The organism is Bradyrhizobium sp. WD16 (genome assembly GCF_024181725.1).
Lineage (GTDB): Bacteria > Pseudomonadota > Alphaproteobacteria > Rhizobiales > Xanthobacteraceae > Bradyrhizobium_A.
Map to the genome: position 1 here is coordinate 4505364 of NZ_CP028908.1, position 16028 is coordinate 4521391.

The 16028-nt window shown below is 63.2% G+C and carries 12 protein-coding genes, 1 pseudogene and 1 CRISPR repeat array; of the genes and pseudogenes, 6 read left to right on the forward strand and 7 right to left on the reverse strand.

The features are described from left to right. The first annotated feature begins 60 nt into the window (after positions 1-60). From lpdA to DB459_RS20965, 6 genes are all read left to right on the forward strand, one after another. Complete coding sequence (gene lpdA, locus DB459_RS20940; RefSeq protein ID WP_253707351.1) at positions 61-1482, forward strand: dihydrolipoyl dehydrogenase; 1422 nt, start codon at positions 61-63, stop codon at positions 1480-1482. 444 nt (positions 1483-1926) lie between these two features. Beyond that, the gene (ilvD, locus tag DB459_RS20945; protein WP_253707353.1) at positions 1927-3651 is read left to right on the forward strand and encodes a dihydroxy-acid dehydratase; all 1725 of its coding nucleotides are present in this window, start codon (positions 1927-1929) and stop codon (positions 3649-3651) included. Continuing rightward, positions 3638-4450 (forward strand): tetratricopeptide repeat protein, encoded by an 813-nt coding sequence (locus tag DB459_RS20950; protein ID WP_253707355.1) that lies wholly within the window; start codon positions 3638-3640, stop codon positions 4448-4450. Before ilvD ends, DB459_RS20950 begins: the two co-directional genes overlap by 14 nt. 1364 nt (positions 4451-5814) lie before the next feature. After that, entirely contained in the window at positions 5815-6069 is a 255-nt protein-coding gene (locus DB459_RS20955) for a TauD/TfdA family dioxygenase (RefSeq protein ID WP_253707358.1), read from the forward strand. Between the two features lies 1 nt (position 6070). Then, a complete protein-coding gene (locus DB459_RS20960) occupies positions 6071-6970 on the forward strand; it encodes a hypothetical protein (RefSeq protein ID WP_253707360.1) in 900 nt (299 codons plus the stop codon). Between the two features lie 39 nt (positions 6971-7009). Next, positions 7010-7540 carry a hypothetical protein gene (locus DB459_RS20965; RefSeq protein WP_253707362.1) on the forward strand — a complete coding sequence of 177 codons (531 nt, stop codon included), beginning with the start codon at positions 7010-7012 and terminating at the stop codon, positions 7538-7540. Between the two features lie 192 nt (positions 7541-7732). On the opposite strand, the pseudogene DB459_RS27400 reads toward DB459_RS20965, so the two are convergent. The 7 genes and pseudogenes from DB459_RS27400 to cas5c form a co-directional block, all read right to left on the reverse strand. Beyond that, positions 7733-7858: pseudogene (locus DB459_RS27400) on the reverse strand (exodeoxyribonuclease III); the annotation flags it as partial. Between the two features lie 7 nt (positions 7859-7865). Beyond that, positions 7866-10337: a CRISPR direct-repeat array (repeat unit 32 nt; unit sequence GTTTCGATCCGCGCTCCCGCACGGGGAGCGAC). Positions 10338-10517: 180 nt separating this feature from the next. Beyond that, entirely contained in the window at positions 10518-10808 is a 291-nt protein-coding gene (gene cas2, locus DB459_RS20970; RefSeq protein WP_253707364.1) for a CRISPR-associated endonuclease Cas2, read from the reverse strand. 16 nt (positions 10809-10824) lie between these two features. Further along, a complete protein-coding gene (gene cas1c / locus DB459_RS20975) occupies positions 10825-11859 on the reverse strand; it encodes a type I-C CRISPR-associated endonuclease Cas1c (protein WP_253707367.1) in 1035 nt (344 codons plus the stop codon). Continuing rightward, positions 11856-12527, reverse strand: coding sequence for a CRISPR-associated protein Cas4 (cas4, locus tag DB459_RS20980; protein WP_253707369.1), 672 nt, complete (start codon positions 12525-12527; stop codon positions 11856-11858). Before cas4 ends, cas1c begins: the two co-directional genes overlap by 4 nt. 3 nt (positions 12528-12530) lie before the next feature. Next, on the reverse strand, positions 12531-13484 hold the full coding sequence (gene cas7c / locus DB459_RS20985; protein ID WP_253707372.1) for a type I-C CRISPR-associated protein Cas7/Csd2: 954 nt from the start codon (positions 13482-13484) through the stop codon (positions 12531-12533). Beyond that, on the reverse strand, positions 13481-15238 hold the full coding sequence (gene cas8c / locus DB459_RS20990) for a type I-C CRISPR-associated protein Cas8c/Csd1 (RefSeq protein ID WP_253707374.1): 1758 nt from the start codon (positions 15236-15238) through the stop codon (positions 13481-13483). The genes cas7c and cas8c overlap by 4 nt, the downstream gene beginning before the upstream one ends. Next, positions 15235-15924: a type I-C CRISPR-associated protein Cas5c gene (gene cas5c / locus DB459_RS20995; protein WP_305884142.1), complete on the reverse strand. Its 690-nt coding sequence runs from the start codon at positions 15922-15924 to the stop codon at positions 15235-15237. Before cas5c ends, cas8c begins: the two co-directional genes overlap by 4 nt. Positions 15925-16028 lie beyond the last annotated feature (104 nt).

Below are 16028 nucleotides of genomic sequence, written 5' to 3' on the forward strand. Positions count from 1 at the left end.
CCGCCGCACGAGCCCGAACTTCCAGCCCAATGCACGACACTTCCAACAGGGGCCTCCTGAATGGCTGACACCGCCTTCGACATCGTCATCATCGGCTCGGGCCCCGGCGGCTACGTCGCGGCCATTCGCGCCGCCCAGCTCGGCCTCAAGACCGCGATCATCGAGAAGCAGTTTCTCGGCGGCATCTGCCTGAACTGGGGCTGCATTCCGACCAAGGCGCTGCTGCGCTCGGCGGAGATCTATCACTACATGCAGCACGCCAAGGACTACGGCCTCGCCGCCGACAACATCCGCTTCGATCCCACCGCCGTGGTGCAGCGTTCGCGCGGCGTCTCCAAGCGCCTCAATGACGGCGTCGGCTTCCTGATGAAGAAGAACAAGATCAGCGTGATCTGGGGCGAGGCGGTGATCGAGGCCCCCGGCAAAATCTCGGTGAAGGCCGCCAGGGCCGAGGCGCCGAAGGGGGCGCTCGGCCCGGGCAGCTATCAGGCCAAGCACATCATCGTCGCCACCGGTGCGCGGCCGCGGGTGCTGCCGGGCCTCGAGCCGGACAAGAAGCTGGTCTGGACCTATTTCGAGGCCATGGCGCCGGAGAAGATGCCGAAGTCGCTGCTGGTGGTCGGCTCCGGCGCCATCGGCATCGAGTTCGCCTCGTTCTACCGCACCATGGGCGCGGAGGTGACGGTCGTCGAGGTGCTGCCGCAGATCCTGCCGGTGGAGGACGCCGAGATCGCCGCCTTCGCCCGCAAGGCGCTCGAGAAGCAGGGCATCAAGATCAAGACCGACACCAAGGTTGCGAAGCTCGACAGGAAGGCCGACAGCGTCGTCGCCACCATCGAGGATGCCAAGGGCACGACCGAAACCGTCGAATTCGAGCGCGTCATCTCGGCGGTGGGCGTGGTCGGCAATATCGAGGGGCTGGGCCTGGAGAAGCTCGGCGTCAAGACCGACCGCGGCTGCGTCGTCATCGACGGCCTCGGCCGCACCAACGTGCCCGGCGTCTACGCCATCGGCGACGTCGCCGGCCCGCCGATGCTGGCCCACAAGGCCGAGCACGAAGGGGTGATCTGCGTCGAGGCGATCAAGGGCCTCCACCCCCATCCCATGGACAAGAGCCTGATCCCGGGCTGCACCTATTGCCAGCCCCAGGTCGCCTCGGTCGGGCTCACCGAGGCCAGGGCCAAGGAAGGCGGGCGGGAGATCCGGGTCGGCCGCTTCCCCTTCGTCGGCAACGGCAAGGCCATCGCGCTGGGCGAGGACCAAGGCCTCGTCAAGGTGATCTTCGACAAGAAGACCGGCCAGCTGCTGGGCGCCCATATGGTCGGGGCGGAGGTCACCGAGCTGATCCAGGGCTATGTGGTCGCGATGAATCTCGAGACCACCGAGGAAGAGCTGATGCACACGGTCTTCCCGCATCCGACCCTGTCGGAAATGATGAAGGAAGCCGTCCTGGACGCCTACGGCAAGGTGCTCAACATCTGACCTGGGCGGGAGGGCTGGCGAAACCGCCCGAATTCCTCGTCATGGCATGGACAGTGCCCGGCCATGACGGGGGAATGCGGCTGACGCTGTTCCCCTCTCTCGCTCCCATGGCGTACTGGGCCCTCCGCCTTCGCGGAGGGCGACGGCGAAAGGTGGTTCGGCCGTGCTCGACCACCCATCACCGCCGGCCGGGCAGGGCGCTGAACCTTCCGCCGCCGCTGTAGACCAAATTCCGACGGGAGCCGTCAGGGTCCGAGGGTTGCGCGGCGGCAACAAATGTTGCGCGCTCGCAACACCGCTTGAACTTTTAACCCTTGCAGCACGTAGCTCTTGTGTCCGCCGCGATTTGGCCACACCCCTCCATGAGTTCGTAGGGTGGCCGGTTGTCGTGGCAGAGGAGGCGATCCGCAGGATCGGTGCGACAGCCGGGGGATAACTGGCGCGATGGACGCGACGACCGATTTGAAGGGCAGGTTGCCGAGCCGGCACGTGACCGAAGGTCCCGAGCGCGCGCCTCATCGGTCCTATCTCTACGCCATGGGCCTGACCACGGCCCAGATCCACCAGCCGTTCGTCGGCGTCGCCTCCTGCTGGAATGAGGCCGCCCCCTGCAACATCGCGCTGATGCGCCAGGCTCAGGCGGCGAAGAAGGGGGTCTGCGCCCGCGGCGGCACCCCGCGCGAGTTTTGCACCATCTCCGTCACCGACGGCATCGCCATGGGGCACGAGGGCATGCGTTCCTCGCTGCCGTCGCGGGAGTGCATCGCCGATTCGGTTGAGCTGACCATCCGTGGTCACGCCTATGACGCCCTGATCGGGCTGGCCGGCTGCGACAAGTCGTTGCCCGGCATGATGATGGCCATGGTCCGGCTCAACGTGCCCTCGATCTTCATCTATGGCGGCTCGATCCTGCCGGGCAATTTCCGCGGCCAGCAGGTCACGGTCCAGGACATGTTCGAGGCGGTCGGCCGCCATTCGGTCGGCGCCATGTCGGACGCCGATCTCGATGAGATGGAGCGCGTCGCCTGTCCGTCGGCGGGGGCGTGCGGGGCGCAATTCACCGCCAACACCATGGCGACCGTGTCCGAGGCCATCGGCCTGGCGCTGCCCTATTCGGCCGGGGCGCCGGCGCCTTATGAGATTCGCGACTCGTTCTGCATGGCCGCGGGCGAGCAGATCATGGACCTGATCGCCGCCGATATCCGGCCGCGCGCCATCGTCACCCGCAAGGCGCTGGAGAACGCCGCCGCCGTGGTGGCGGCATCCGGTGGGTCGACCAACGCTGCGTTGCATCTTCCGGCGATTGCTCATGAAGCCGGCATCGAATTCGATCTGTTCGATGTCGCCGAAATCTTCAAAAAGACACCATATATCGCGGATTTGAAGCCGGGTGGCCGCTATGTCGCCAAAGACATGTTTGAAGCTGGTGGCATACCGCTTTTGATGAAGACATTGCTTGATCATGGCTACCTGCATGGCGACTGTCTTACCGTCACCGGACGGTCGATCGCCGAGAATCTCGCGGCCGTGAAGTGGAATGCCCATCAGGACGTGGTGCGTCCCGCCGACAACCCCATCACGGTGACCGGCGGGGTGGTCGGACTGAAGGGTAACCTCGCGCCGGAGGGAGCGATCGTGAAGGTCGCGGGCATGTCCAAGCTGCAGTTTTCGGGGCCGGCCCGCTGCTTCGACAGCGAGGAAGACGCTTTCGCTTGCGTCCGGAATCGCGCCTATCGCGAAGGCGAGGTCATCGTCATCCGCTACGAAGGGCCGCGCGGCGGTCCCGGCATGCGGGAAATGTTGCAGACCACCGCCGCGCTGACCGGGCAGGGGATGGGCGGCAAGATCGCCCTGATCACCGACGGCCGATTTTCCGGAGCGACGCGCGGTTTCTGCATCGGCCATATCGGGCCCGAGGCCGCGGTGGGTGGACCGATCGCCCTGATCCGCGACGGAGACATCATCGACATCGACGCCACCGCCGGCACCCTCGCGGTGCGGCTGTCGGATGCCGAACTGGCGCAGCGCCGCACCGCCTGGCAGCCGCGTCCGACGAATTATACTTCCGGCGTGCTTTGGAAATATGCCCAGCAGGTCGGTCCGGCGCTGGCCGGAGCCGTCACCCACCCCGGCGCAGCCCATGAGAGTCGGCAATATGCGGATCTGTGACCCTGTCGCGTTCGCGGTCGTGATCGGCGCCGCCTTGGTCGCCGCGCCGGCTCATGCCTTCGAAGGCAACGCGATCAACGGCAATGCGGCGGCGCCGCTGCCGGTCGTCTCGCCCCAGGGGGGCGTCGCCGCCGCGCTGAAGAAGGCGGTGCCGCCGGCGACCAGCCTGTCGTCGCTGCAATACGCCGCCGAGGGCGGCCATCCGGTGGCGCAGTGGAAGCTCGGCCAGATGTACGCCAGCGGCGACGGTGTCGCCCAGGACGACCTGCGCGCCTTCGACTATTTCAGCAAGATCGCCAACGCCCATGCCGAGGACAACCCGTCGGGGCCTCAGGCGGCGATCGTCGCCAATGCCTTCGTCGCGCTCGGCCGCTACTATCTCGACGGCATTCCCAACACCAAGGTCAAGGCCGATCCGGAGCGGGCGCGGGAGATGTTCTCCTATGCCGCGTCCTATTTCGGCAATGCGGAAGCCCAGTACAATCTGGCGCGGCTCTATCTCGACGGCATCGGGATTCCGAAGGATGCCAAATACGGCGTGCGCTGGCTCGGCCTCGCCGCCCAGAAGGGCCAGCATCAGGCCCAGGCCCTGCTCGGCCAGATGCTGTTCAACGGCATCAACCTGCAGCGCCAGGCCGCCCGCGGCCTGATGTGGCTGACCCTGGCGCGCGACAGCGCAACCTCCGACGAGACCTGGATCAAGGAGAGCTACAACGCCGCGCTCGCCAAGGCCTCGGAAGACGACCGCGCCATGGCGCTGCAGATGCTCGAGCGCTGGCTCCAGGGGCGGCGGGATTAGTCGCCGGGATTGGTGGGAGGCGCAGCGTCAGCCCCTTGCACCGTCATGGCCGGGCTCAGTCCCGGCCATCCACGTCTTCCCTGCCGAGGTACCGCAAAAGTCGTCCCCACCTAGTCGTCACCGCCCGCGAGAAAGCGGGCGCTCCAGTACTCCGCGAGGGTGCGAAAGGGCACGACGGCAGCATTCGTCTAAGTCGCGCTCAACCCAGCCATTGACGAGACGGATGATTGGCTCGCAGGTCGAGCCGGGCGATGACGCCGGTGCCGAGGATTGGCACGGCCTTGTTGGTGTTTCGATCCGCGCTCCCGCACGGGGAGCGACCAGAGACGTGGACGAAATTCATCGTGCCGGATCGTTTCGATCTCGCGCTGCAGCCGCTCGTTCTCCTGCCGTTCGTGCTTCGTCTGCCCATGGCCCGGAACGGCCCAGGTCGGTGCTGAGCTCCTTGATGCACTTGCGCAGGACGTCCTCGTGAAGGTCCAAATCCCGCGCCGCCGCGGACAACCTAAAATAGGCCGCAGCCTCCTTCGCAAACAAAGTGACATGAAGTTCGGCTTCGCCGCGAAGCACTGGACGATCTGGCCGCGTCCCAAAGCTATATGCTCTGTGGGCGTCGCAGTCGCGAGAGACCAGTCTGGTTGAACCGCGTCCCATCGTCAGATCCCCTCAGCGACCAGCCCTCGGCGGCAAGGAAGGCCAGCTTCGTCGCCAGATTGCCGACCTGTGGGCGAGTTGCACGCGGCAGCCAGTTGTAAATTGTCGTATTGACCATTTAAGTTTTAAAACTCGCGGCGATTCTGTTGCACGGCTCGTCGCGATAGTGAGTAGAGAGCTTGAGCGAACGTTTAAAGCGGACCTGTCCAGCCATTTTGTTGCAGCGCAAAGGATGGGCATAACGATTCAACATCAATGCAGTTGTGCCAGCGATGATAGCCACGGCTGCATACCTCGGGCGGGGCGGTACCGGCATGTCGCTTGATGTAAGCCAACTAGAATCAAATGGCTTCGTCTTCGCGCGTGGCGTACACGAAACAGACCTGATCGACATTGTCCGACATTTGGGAAATGTACGAGTCGACCCGCGCAGTCCAATCGCTGTGCGCGATATCCGTCCCCAGCCTCTCAGTTCTGCGAAGGCAAACACGCTATCGAGCCGGTATGGTACCGACGCGTTTCCGTTTCATACGGACACAGCACATTGGGATCGGCCGGCTCGGTACTTAGCATTGTTTTGCGTCGATCCAGGCGAGGGAGCGCGCGCGACGCTTCTGCAGGATTCTCGGGCGTGGCAACTCCAAGATGGCGAAATTGAGCTGGCGTGCCGGGCTTTGTGGAAGACAGGGCACGTCCGGCCCCGCCTTTGCATGCTGGCCGAACGCTCAGCCGATGGCATCGCTATCCGTTACGACAAGGATTGTATGCGCCCTATGACTAAGGAAGCGCGAGAACTAGAGGCGCTTGTCGAGCAGCGGATCAATCGTTCTGAGATGACCCGCGTTCCGTGGGAGCCGGAATGCCTGCTCGTTATCGATAATCGACGCATGGTGCATGCGCGGGGAGCAAGTAAGCGGCCCGATGCGAACCGAGTGCTGAAGCGTATCTTGATTGGGGGAGAGTGACGTGAAGGCTTGGGATTCAGAAGGGCTATGGAAGAAGGCGAAGTTGTTTATGGACCAGGCGAATGAACGCGACCATGGCTCGTCGGAGTTCGCCTTCTTTGCATCCTTGGCACTTGAATGCTTGGCCAGAAGTGCGCTCACGAAGGTACATCCAGTCTTAAATGCAGACCCGAGAGATGACTCCAATGTCCTTTACGCCTGCGGCTACACATTCGCGAAACCGCGCTCGCTGCCGGCACATTCGGTCTATCTTCGAATAGAAAAAATCATCGGCCCATTCCAGACACAGCACCGAGAATTGTGCGAGTTTCTTGCTCTGCAACGGAACGCTCATGTTCACACCGCAGACCTTCCATATGAAAACCTTGGCACCGACAAGTGGCTCGCCCGATTCTTCGAGACTGTCTCGGTGCTGCACGACTTTATCGGCAAGCCAATGTCCGACTTTCTCGGCGAAGACGAGGCTAGGATGGCAAAGGAGCTGATAAAGACCCTTAATCAAAGCGTTCTCAGTGGGGTCAAGTCTAAGGTAGCCGCTCATCAGAAGCTTTTCGATGCAAAATCCTCCGACGAAAAGAAGAAGCTGCAAGCTGCCGCATCCTCTGCACTTGCTTTTCCCGGGCATGATCAACACGTCTGCGCGTGTCCTGCATGCGAAAGCGATGCGCTGTTGACTGGACGAAGGTTCAAAGAGCTGCCCGAACAGTATTCGGATGGTGAACTCTTCAACGAAGTTGAATATCTAGCAACATCATTCAAGTGTACTTCGTGTGACTTGTCATTCAGCTCAATCGAAGAGATTGCACATGCGGGCCTTCCGACGCATTTCAAGAAAGTAGAATCTACGAGTCTGCATGATCTCTATGAGCCCGAGCACTATCAGGAATACGATAACATGTAGAGTACATGGGGAGACTACGTTTTAGAAAAGGACTGAGCAATGAATCGACCGGAAGAGGGGTGCGGTCGAGGCAACAGCCAGCTCGAAGATACGATGTCCGCGCTTGATGAAGACTTCGCTCGTATGTTTGGCTCTCCAATCTTTCGGCACCACGATGCCACCAGCGAAATTGCCAGCAAAATCCACCGGTTTCGTGCCGTTGACGAACATAATCTGCTGGCGCTCGCGAAGGACATCGCGAGGCTCACGGCTGATCGATTGGACATTACTGCCATGTACAAAGCAGTAGGGAAGCCGGATCGCACACTAGGTTCACTCAAGTCGCTTGAATGGCTGCTGGGCCACTTCGTGCCCGGGGATCAAGCCCGAGCGCTCCTAACACCGCTCGTCGGGATTTACGAACTGCGGCTCGGTGATGCCCATTTGCCGCAGAGTGAAATCGCTCAAGCCTTTGCCTTGGTCGGTCTCGACAGGACTGTGGGGTTGATCCAACAAGCCAAGGCCATGATTGACGCCGCGGCGGCAGCGTTTGCCGCGATACGGAGGACACTACGCGCAGCACGGGGTTAGAGCGGTATTTTCCAATCTGCGCAGCCCGAGAGTTCCAAGAAGCGCGCCTCTAGAAACCTCTGCACGTGGCGAAGGTACGAGGCAGACAGCGGCTGTTCGCCCAACTCCCGTTTGTCGTCGGACACTCAAAATCGTCATCCGACTTCTGATGGAAGCGTCACCAGCTTAATACGCCGCTCGCGGCGTACTTCGTCACCCCCGCGCCTCCAGATCCAGATCGATCCACACCGGGACGTGGTCCGAGGGCTTCTCCCAGCTTCGCACGTGACGGTCGATGCCGGCGGCGAGAAGGTGATCGCCGGCCTGCGGCGACAGCGGCATTGATGTTTCGACCCGCGCTCCCGCACGGGGAGCGACGCGCCTTCCATTTTTGTGTGAAGGTGAGGAATTGTTTCGATCCGCGCTCCCGCACGGGGAGCGACCTGCGCCTTGTGACAGGTCACCGCGTAGGCGTAATCGTTTCGATCCGCGCTCCCGCACGGGGAGCGACAACAACCGTGTTCTGACCGGAGCAAGCGATGACGTTTCGATCCGCGCTCCCGCACGGGGAGCGACAAGAGGCCATGGCGTCAGGCGTCCAAAAGCTGATGTTTCGATCCGCGCTCCCGCACGGGGAGCGACGCTCTTTAGTGTTCATTCCCTCTTTCTTGTCAGGTTTCGATCCGCGCTCCCGCACGGGGAGCGACTGCAATCCCTCCTAGTGTGGGCAACGGCATCAATGTTTCGATCCGCGCTCCCGCACGGGGAGCGACTGCTTCTAGCTTGATAAGCGCCGCTAACGAGCGGTTTCGATCCGCGCTCCCGCACGGGGAGCGACAGCCACCTGCTCCAGCGACAGCAGGCGTCGCCGTTTCGATCCGCGCTCCCGCACGGGGAGCGACGGCTGGTGCATCATCCCCTGCTCCCTTCGCGGGCGTTTCGATCCGCGCTCCCGCACGGGGAGCGACACTGGTCCGGCTGTCGGAGCGCCGGCACTGTACGAAGTTTCGATCCGCGCTCCCGCACGGGGAGCGACACTAGCCAGCCTGTCAGGTTGTCGCAATTGCACGTTTCGATCCGCGCTCCCGCACGGGGAGCGACAGCCAAGCTGCCGCAGGCCTATTCCGAGCAGGGTTTCGATCCGCGCTCCCGCACGGGGAGCGACAATTCAGCGGTGTCTGCCGCCCTCTGAGTATAGGTGTTTCGATCCGCGCTCCCGCACGGGGAGCGACGGCGCCCCGATCGCGACCGAGTAAGGGCTGCCTGGTTTCGATCCGCGCTCCCGCACGGGTGAGGACGCCGCCATGCTTGAGCGCGTTTCGATCCGCGCTCCCGCACGGGGAGCGACCAGCGGCTGCGGCCGGCCGGCCTCGTCAAGGGCGTGGTTTCGATCCGCGCTCCCGCACGGGGAGCGACCAGCGGCGGCGGATTGCATGCCTATTGGCTGTTCAAGGTTTCGATCCGCGCTCCCGCACGGGGAGCGACTTCAAGGATTGGCCCAGAAAAATCTGTCCACGATCGTTTCGATCCGCGCTCCCGCACGGGGAGCGACCATAAGCCGAAGGGTGGCACTCCCGCCACCATTGGCGTTTCGATCCGCGCTCCCGCACGGGGAGCGACTCGGCGGCCGGGCCGCCAACCACCGCGACGTAGAGCGTTTCGATCCGCGCTCCCGCACGGGGAGCGACCTGCTGCCCAGGCATACAAGAGCGGCGAAGCTCTGTTTCGATCCGCGCTCCCGCACGGGGAGCGACTCCGGAGCGGGCCAGTTCCATCGCCCCTTCGGGTTTCGATCCGCGCTCCCGCACGGGGAGCGACCATCTTTTAAAGTCTTGGCGTCTTTCTTGACAGCGTTTCGATCCGCGCTCCCGCACGGGGAGCGACTTATTGCGAGTATAATCAAGCCTAATGTCATTTACAGTTTCGATCCGCGCTCCCGCACGGGGAGCGACCCCGTTCGCCTCACGGGCAACCAGGTCATCAATGTTGTTTCGATCCGCGCTCCCGCACGGGGAGCGACCTGTTAATCGTATCTGAATTGCTACCAAACACCTGTTTCGATCCGCGCTCCCGCACGGGGAGCGACACGCAAATTCGCCATGCGGTGCCCACACTAGACTGTTTCGATCCGCGCTCCCGCACGGGGAGCGACTCCCACCTCGAGCGCCTTGGCGCGATCGATCGCGTTTCGATCCGCGCTCCCGCACGGGGAGCGACCGGTTGGCCTTGGCGAGGTGCTCGCCGATGACATCGTTTCGATCCGCGCTCCCGCACGGGGAGCGACCGCGCCAAGGGCGACTTCGAGGCCGGTGCCGACGAGGTTTCGATCCGCGCTCCCGCACGGGGAGCGACGGAATGGCAACGGCCGCGTGTCGTCTTCCTCGAGTTTCGATCCGCGCTCCCGCACGGGGAGCGACCATCAATTGCCGCACATGCCCTCGCATTCGTTGATGTTTCGATCCGCGCTCCCGCACGGGGAGCGACCTCTGTCCAGTGTTCACAAGCGACTGTAAACGATTGTTTCGATCCGCGCTCCCGCACGGGGAGCGACTTGTGTGGGCAGCTTTGACGAAATTGCACGTAATCGTTTCGATCCGCGCTCCCGCACGGGGAGCGACCTGATCTAAAAATTGCTGAGACGCATTAGGAAGCGTTTCGATCCGCGCTCCCGCACGGGGAGCGACAAGGCTTTCACAACGAGACAAGCCATTGTGTGGGACGTTTCGATCCGCGCTCCCGCACGGGGAGCGACTATTGCGCACACAAAAGGAGGTTGCCATGATGTGGTTTCGATCCGCGCTCCCGCACGGGGAGCGACGGTCTGCCCGTAACACTTCACCGGTTCATAGGAAAGCATCGCGTGCGCGCGAACGTAAGCCGGTCCTGCTCGTCATGGCCCGCCCGCCGGGACGCGGCGTCGATTTGTTTCACGATGTCAAATAGCTAAGGCCCGCGCGAACCATCCTGGGGCCGGCGGCACGCTTGTGGTTCGCGCAGCTTACACGATTAGCGGCCCGTTGAGGTCCGTGGCCTTCTTGGCCCCCACGTGCTCGACCCGGCGTTGCCAGTTGGCGCCGAGATAATAGTAGCGCAGGCTGTCCTGTTCGGGGTCGATCAGCCCCTCGAGCCTCGCCTTCAGCGCCGTCCATTGCGCTGGGTCGACTTCGATCTCGAACACCGAAAACTGCACCCGCTGGCCGTAGTCCTTGCACGCCTTGGCGACACGCCGCAGCCTTCGCGCGCCGCCCGGTTGCGCAAGACTGACGTCGTAAGTCACCAGGACCAGCATCGCGCAAAGCCTTGTCTTATCTCCAGAACCACGGCGGATAGGCGTCGAGATCGCCGCGCAGATGACGGGCGAGGAGTTGCGCCTGCAAATACGGCACAAGGCCGTACGGCGCCATCTCGTCCAGGAATGGATGGCGACGTTCCTCCTTCTTGCGCTCTTGCCAAGCTGTCAGGACTGTCTTGCGCCCGGCCTCCGTCAGGAGGACCGCGCCTCCGTCACGCGTCTCGAAATCGCCGCTGCGCAACTGCCTTCGGTTGATGAGCGAAAGCGCGAGCCGATCAGCTAGCACAGGCCGAAATTCCTCCATCAGATCGAGCGCAAGGCTTGGGCGCCCCGGCCGGTCTCGGTGCAGGAAGCCGACGGCCGGATCGAGGCCGACGCATTCCGCGGCGCTGCGGCAGTCGTGCGTCAGGAGCGTGTACAGAAACGACAATAAGGCGTTGACAGGATCACGGGGCGGCCGTCGACTGCGGCCATTGAAGCGAATGTCCGGATCGGGCGAGCGCAGCAAGCTGTCGAACACCGCGAAATAGCCGTTGGCGGCCTCACCCTCGGCGCCCCGCATGGCGTCCGCGCCCTCGTTCGTGAAGGCAATGCGCCGCAATATCCGCTCCATGCGATCGATCGTCGATTCCACAGCGGTGCGGTGGTCCGCGCTCATCTCCGCGCCGTGGTCTCGCAGAGCGCGCTGCAGCACCACGCGTTGATTAGCGATCTTGGCCGTGACGATGCTGCGGACGATCTCGTCCGGCTGCTCGGAGGCCCGGTATTGCGCGCGCCGCAGCAATACGTTGCCGCTGACCGGGCCTTCGACGCGCGCCTCGAACCGGCCTTGGCGATCGAGCAGCACCAGTGTGATGCCGGCCCGCGCCAGCGCGCCGACGAGCGGCGGCGAGATGGCTATTGCCCCGAAAACCACCACGGCGCCGAGCATATGCAGCGGCACGCGACCGCGCTCAGTGTCGTCGACTTCGGCGACGATGTTCTCGCCCTCCTTGCGCAGCCTGGCGCCTTCGGTTGTGACGTAAAGCGTGTTGAGCAGCTTCTTCATGGACTGGACCCGTTGGCCGCCGCCTCCGGCGCGAGCGCGGCAACGAGTGCGCGGCGGCGAAAGTCGAGCGCCGATTTCGCCATGGCCTGTGGTCGGCATAGCTCGATGAGCGAACAGGAGCGGCAGCGGCTCGCCTTCCAGACCGCCGGTGGCGTCCGGCCCGAAGCGACCAGCGCGCCGAAAGCCCGCACGGTGTCCTCGGTCAGCCGGCGCAGCTCGGCATCAAACGGCACGATGAGGCGGCGCTTGGTTTCGCCATAGAATAACGCGCCCTCCGGTACCGGTCGGGCGGTCATCTCTTCGAGGCAAAGCGCCTGAGCACAAAGCTGGACCTCGTCGGCGCGATGCAGCTTGGGCTTGCCGCGCTTGTATTCGATGGGGAAAGCGGTCTCGCCGTCTGGTCCCCTGTGGAATTCAACGACGTCGGCAATGCCGGATATGTTGAGGCGCAAGCTTGCGAGCTGCAGCGCGGTCACGCGTCGCGCGCCGCGGCTCTTCCGCGAGCCGGCCTCGTGGGCCACGTCGTGCAGGACGCGGCCCTCGGCGGTGAAGCGGTTTTCCGCCCAGACGCGCTCGATGTGGATGAGGGCGGCCTGGCGCAGACAATAGACGGCGTGCTGGAGCGCGGAGATCGGAAGCGGGTCGTCGAGGTCCGCCGCGGGCGTCATGGATCACAGAACGTCGATGATCTCGACGCCGTCCGGTAATCCGTCGCGCCGTACCGAGACCTCGTAATCCTCGTAACGGCGTGCCGGAGGCGCGTTATCGAGTTTGTCGTCGCCTAGCGCATGCAGGTCGCCGTGGAAATTCCGCTGAATGGTGACGCGATCGAACAGCTGGTGTGCCGGCGCATTGCCCAAAGCCGACGAATGTTTGAAGGCAATCACACGTCGGGACGCCATCTCAGCACGTGCCGCCGAGCGGTCGTGCTCGAACATTGACTTCAGCGCATCGAAGACATGATCTAGATCTTCCTGGCCGAAGCCGGTGCGTTCAGCCAACTTGGCATTCACGAAGAGGTGCGCCCGATAAAGTCCGTAAGGCACCACGTGCTTGCGGCCCATCGTCCGGTTCTCGGTACGCTCGTCTCCGTCCGTCTGTTTCTCCCGATCGGCCTTTTCCTTTTCATTTGTCGCGGCCATCCGCGTGATCGAAATTTCCAGCGGCAGGATCGGCTCGACCGACTTGGCGAAAGCGACCTGCACTGGTCCGCGTACCTGGCCTGCGTTGATGCCTGTGCTCATCACCGCGCCAAAGGTGCGGACATCGAAGAAGTTGTCGCACATGAATCTGGTGAGCGCCTTGGCTTCTTCGTCGCTTTGCGGATTGAGGGATTTCTCCTTGGCGACCTTATCGTTGCCGTTCCGCACCGCCTTGTAGGCTTCGCGGTGCTTCTCGTTGAGGATCGAGCCCTCCTGCACATAGATGCGATAGCCGGGCTCATCACCGCGCGTGAGCTCGATATAGTTGCGGATCTTGCGCTTGAGCGAGACGTCGCTGACAAGACCGACATTGGTCTCCGGGTCCATGCGCGGCAGGTTGCCGGCGTCCGGATCGCCGTTCGGGTTGCCGTTGGTGACGTCGAACAGGAAAACGATATCGTAGCGGCTGGCGAGCGGGGTCATGCGGCGGCTTCCTCTGGCAAGGATTTATCGGCTTTGCGGAAGAATTCGTTACGCTGGTGGTAATAGCCGAGCCCGAACAGGGCCTGGCTCCTGTCCGGCAGGCTTGCCGGGAATGGATCCTTGGCCGGCTCCATCAATTCCATGATCGCGCCAATCCGCTTCTCCAGGTTGACCTTCAGGCCCGGCTTTTGCTTGCCGATCTTCGACAGATGGTTGGCCGAGCCGGATTCGAGCAGATGGAAGACCTTGCGCGGCTGGGCGGAAGCGGCGCCGTAGTACTTGTCCTTTATCGTCGCGTTGACGCCGTGGCCGAGCGCGATGGTCTGCGCCTGTTCGTACAGCGCAAACAACCGGCCGAGCAGATAGCCTTGATCGGTACAGGCAGTGTCGAGCGCCACGGGGACCTCCATTCTGAAATTTTTTGTCAGGATCGCCTTGAGCATCGCGACGCGCAGCGCATTGACATCATGATCGGCGCGCAGCCGCATGATGAGCGTGGAGAGGAGCGTCAGCGGGTAGGGGGTGTCGGACAAGATCGCGCGCAGCCATTCGCCGGCGAGATTGGGCTGGATGTTCTCGGATTTGCGCAGGACCGCCGTCTCGACCAGCATGCGCCACATCGATGGCACGGCTTCGCGCGGCGGCGGTTCGATGCGGAGGCGCTCGACATGCTTCAGGTACCGCCGTGCGATCACTCCGAAGTCGTCTTCGAGATAGAAGCGGACCGAAAGCCGCGCCGCATTCGGCGCGAGCCCAAGGATGTGGAAGCGCACGCCCTCCGGCAGTTCGGTGAGGACGTCAGCGGTTGCGCAGCCGGCGCGGATCTTGTCCAGCGTGTCCTGGACACCTCGGTTGGCGATCTTTTCGTCATCGATGCCCAATAGGCCGGCGAAGAAATCCTCCGCGTTCTCCGCGGCCTCGGGAGCGCCCGCATCCGCCCAGAACACGGTCGAGGCATCGCCGATCTGGATGCGATGACCGCTGTCGCGTTCGAGGAAGCGGTTCAGGGCCGTGGTGTAGGCGAAGGCGGATGCTTCGGATATCGGCGCATTGTCGCCTTGCTCGTGACCGTACGACGTGAATGCGTCGAGGTTGAAGGAGACGATCGACGCGCCAGACGACTGAGCGCCCCACACGCCTTTGATGGCAGGATGCAGTCGCGCCACAGGAGCTTTCTCGCCGCTGACGAGACAGATGGCTTCCGCATTCTTGCCGCTCCCGGCCGAAAGTGTCGCCCATAGCTCCCTGGCCGCCGGCCGATCATGAATAAAGACATCATCGAGCCGTTGTCGTTCCAGCACGAAAACGATGTTCTGGTCTTTCATTTCCTCGGGCCAGTCCCACTCGTCGAATCGTTCGGGAAGCCAGCCATCGAGAAACCGGAGCAGGGCGACGAGGCCTTCATCGTCATGGCCCACGAGCCATTCGCGATGGAGTTTGACAAATGCCTGGTGTTCTGCGGCAGTGCGTTTGCCGTCGCCCTCGGTCACGCCGAGAACATAGGCAGTTTTGTCCCACAGGAAGTTCGGTGCGATGCCGGACGTGCGCTTGACCGGCTGCGGCACCGCAAGGGGGCGGGCCCGTCGTTTGTTACCTTCGCCGCTGCGCAAATCGACAGGCTTGCCGGCCACCGAGCCGTCCGCGTTCAGGCTTATGAGAAAGCCGATGTTTTGGATCGAATACCCAAACGGAGGCACTTCATTTCGCGCCGCCATACGATCATAGGCCCGAACCAGCGCTGCCAGCGCGCTCATCGGCGAATCTCCGGCGAGTCGGGCGGCGGCACCTTCATTACGCCGCGATCGAGTGTGGCGCGGAAGAACAGCGACGACCGGTCGCCGCCGTGATCGATGTCGTACAGCATGAAACCGAGGTCGCGTGGTGTGCCAAATCCGAGATCCGGGGTTTCGGTCTCCGGCGTCGGCAGCGGCGCGTCCGGCTCAATCAGCTCGAAGCGGGCGGGAAACTCGCGCGTGCCCAGGCAGGGCTGGTGGAAGCACTGGCCTTTGCGGGTACGGCGGTTGAAGGTGTCGAGATGCTTGCCAGGGTTGTCGCTGCCATCGGCCTTCGGCGTCAGCTCGAAGCGCGCCGAGATGACGTAGTCGACGTTCGCAAGCACCGTCGCCGCACGCTGTTGGCGGTGATCCTCGACCACGAGCGAGAGGTCACCGAGATCGTCGCTTCTCATGGCCTTGCGAATGGCGGTGACGGGGGCCTTGGCCCCGACCTCGTTGCGACGGATCGACTGGAAGCGGATCGGCTTGAGGACGCGGATTTCCTCGACGATCCATTTGATCGCCGGCTTCCAATGGATGGCCTCGAGAATGCCGCGTGCGGCAGAAGGCGTCATCACGTCATACGAGACGCGTTCGACCTTCATTTCGGGCCGGGTAAAACAGGCGTAGTCGCCTGAGACGCGAAGTCGAACTCCGAACGCCACTAGATCGTCCCCCCAACCCTGGAAGCCCGGAAAAATTGTGCCGAAGAAAAGGAGCGACCGCAAGTGGAGCTAGGCCGCTGCGCAATTGGTTTCAATCCGCGCCG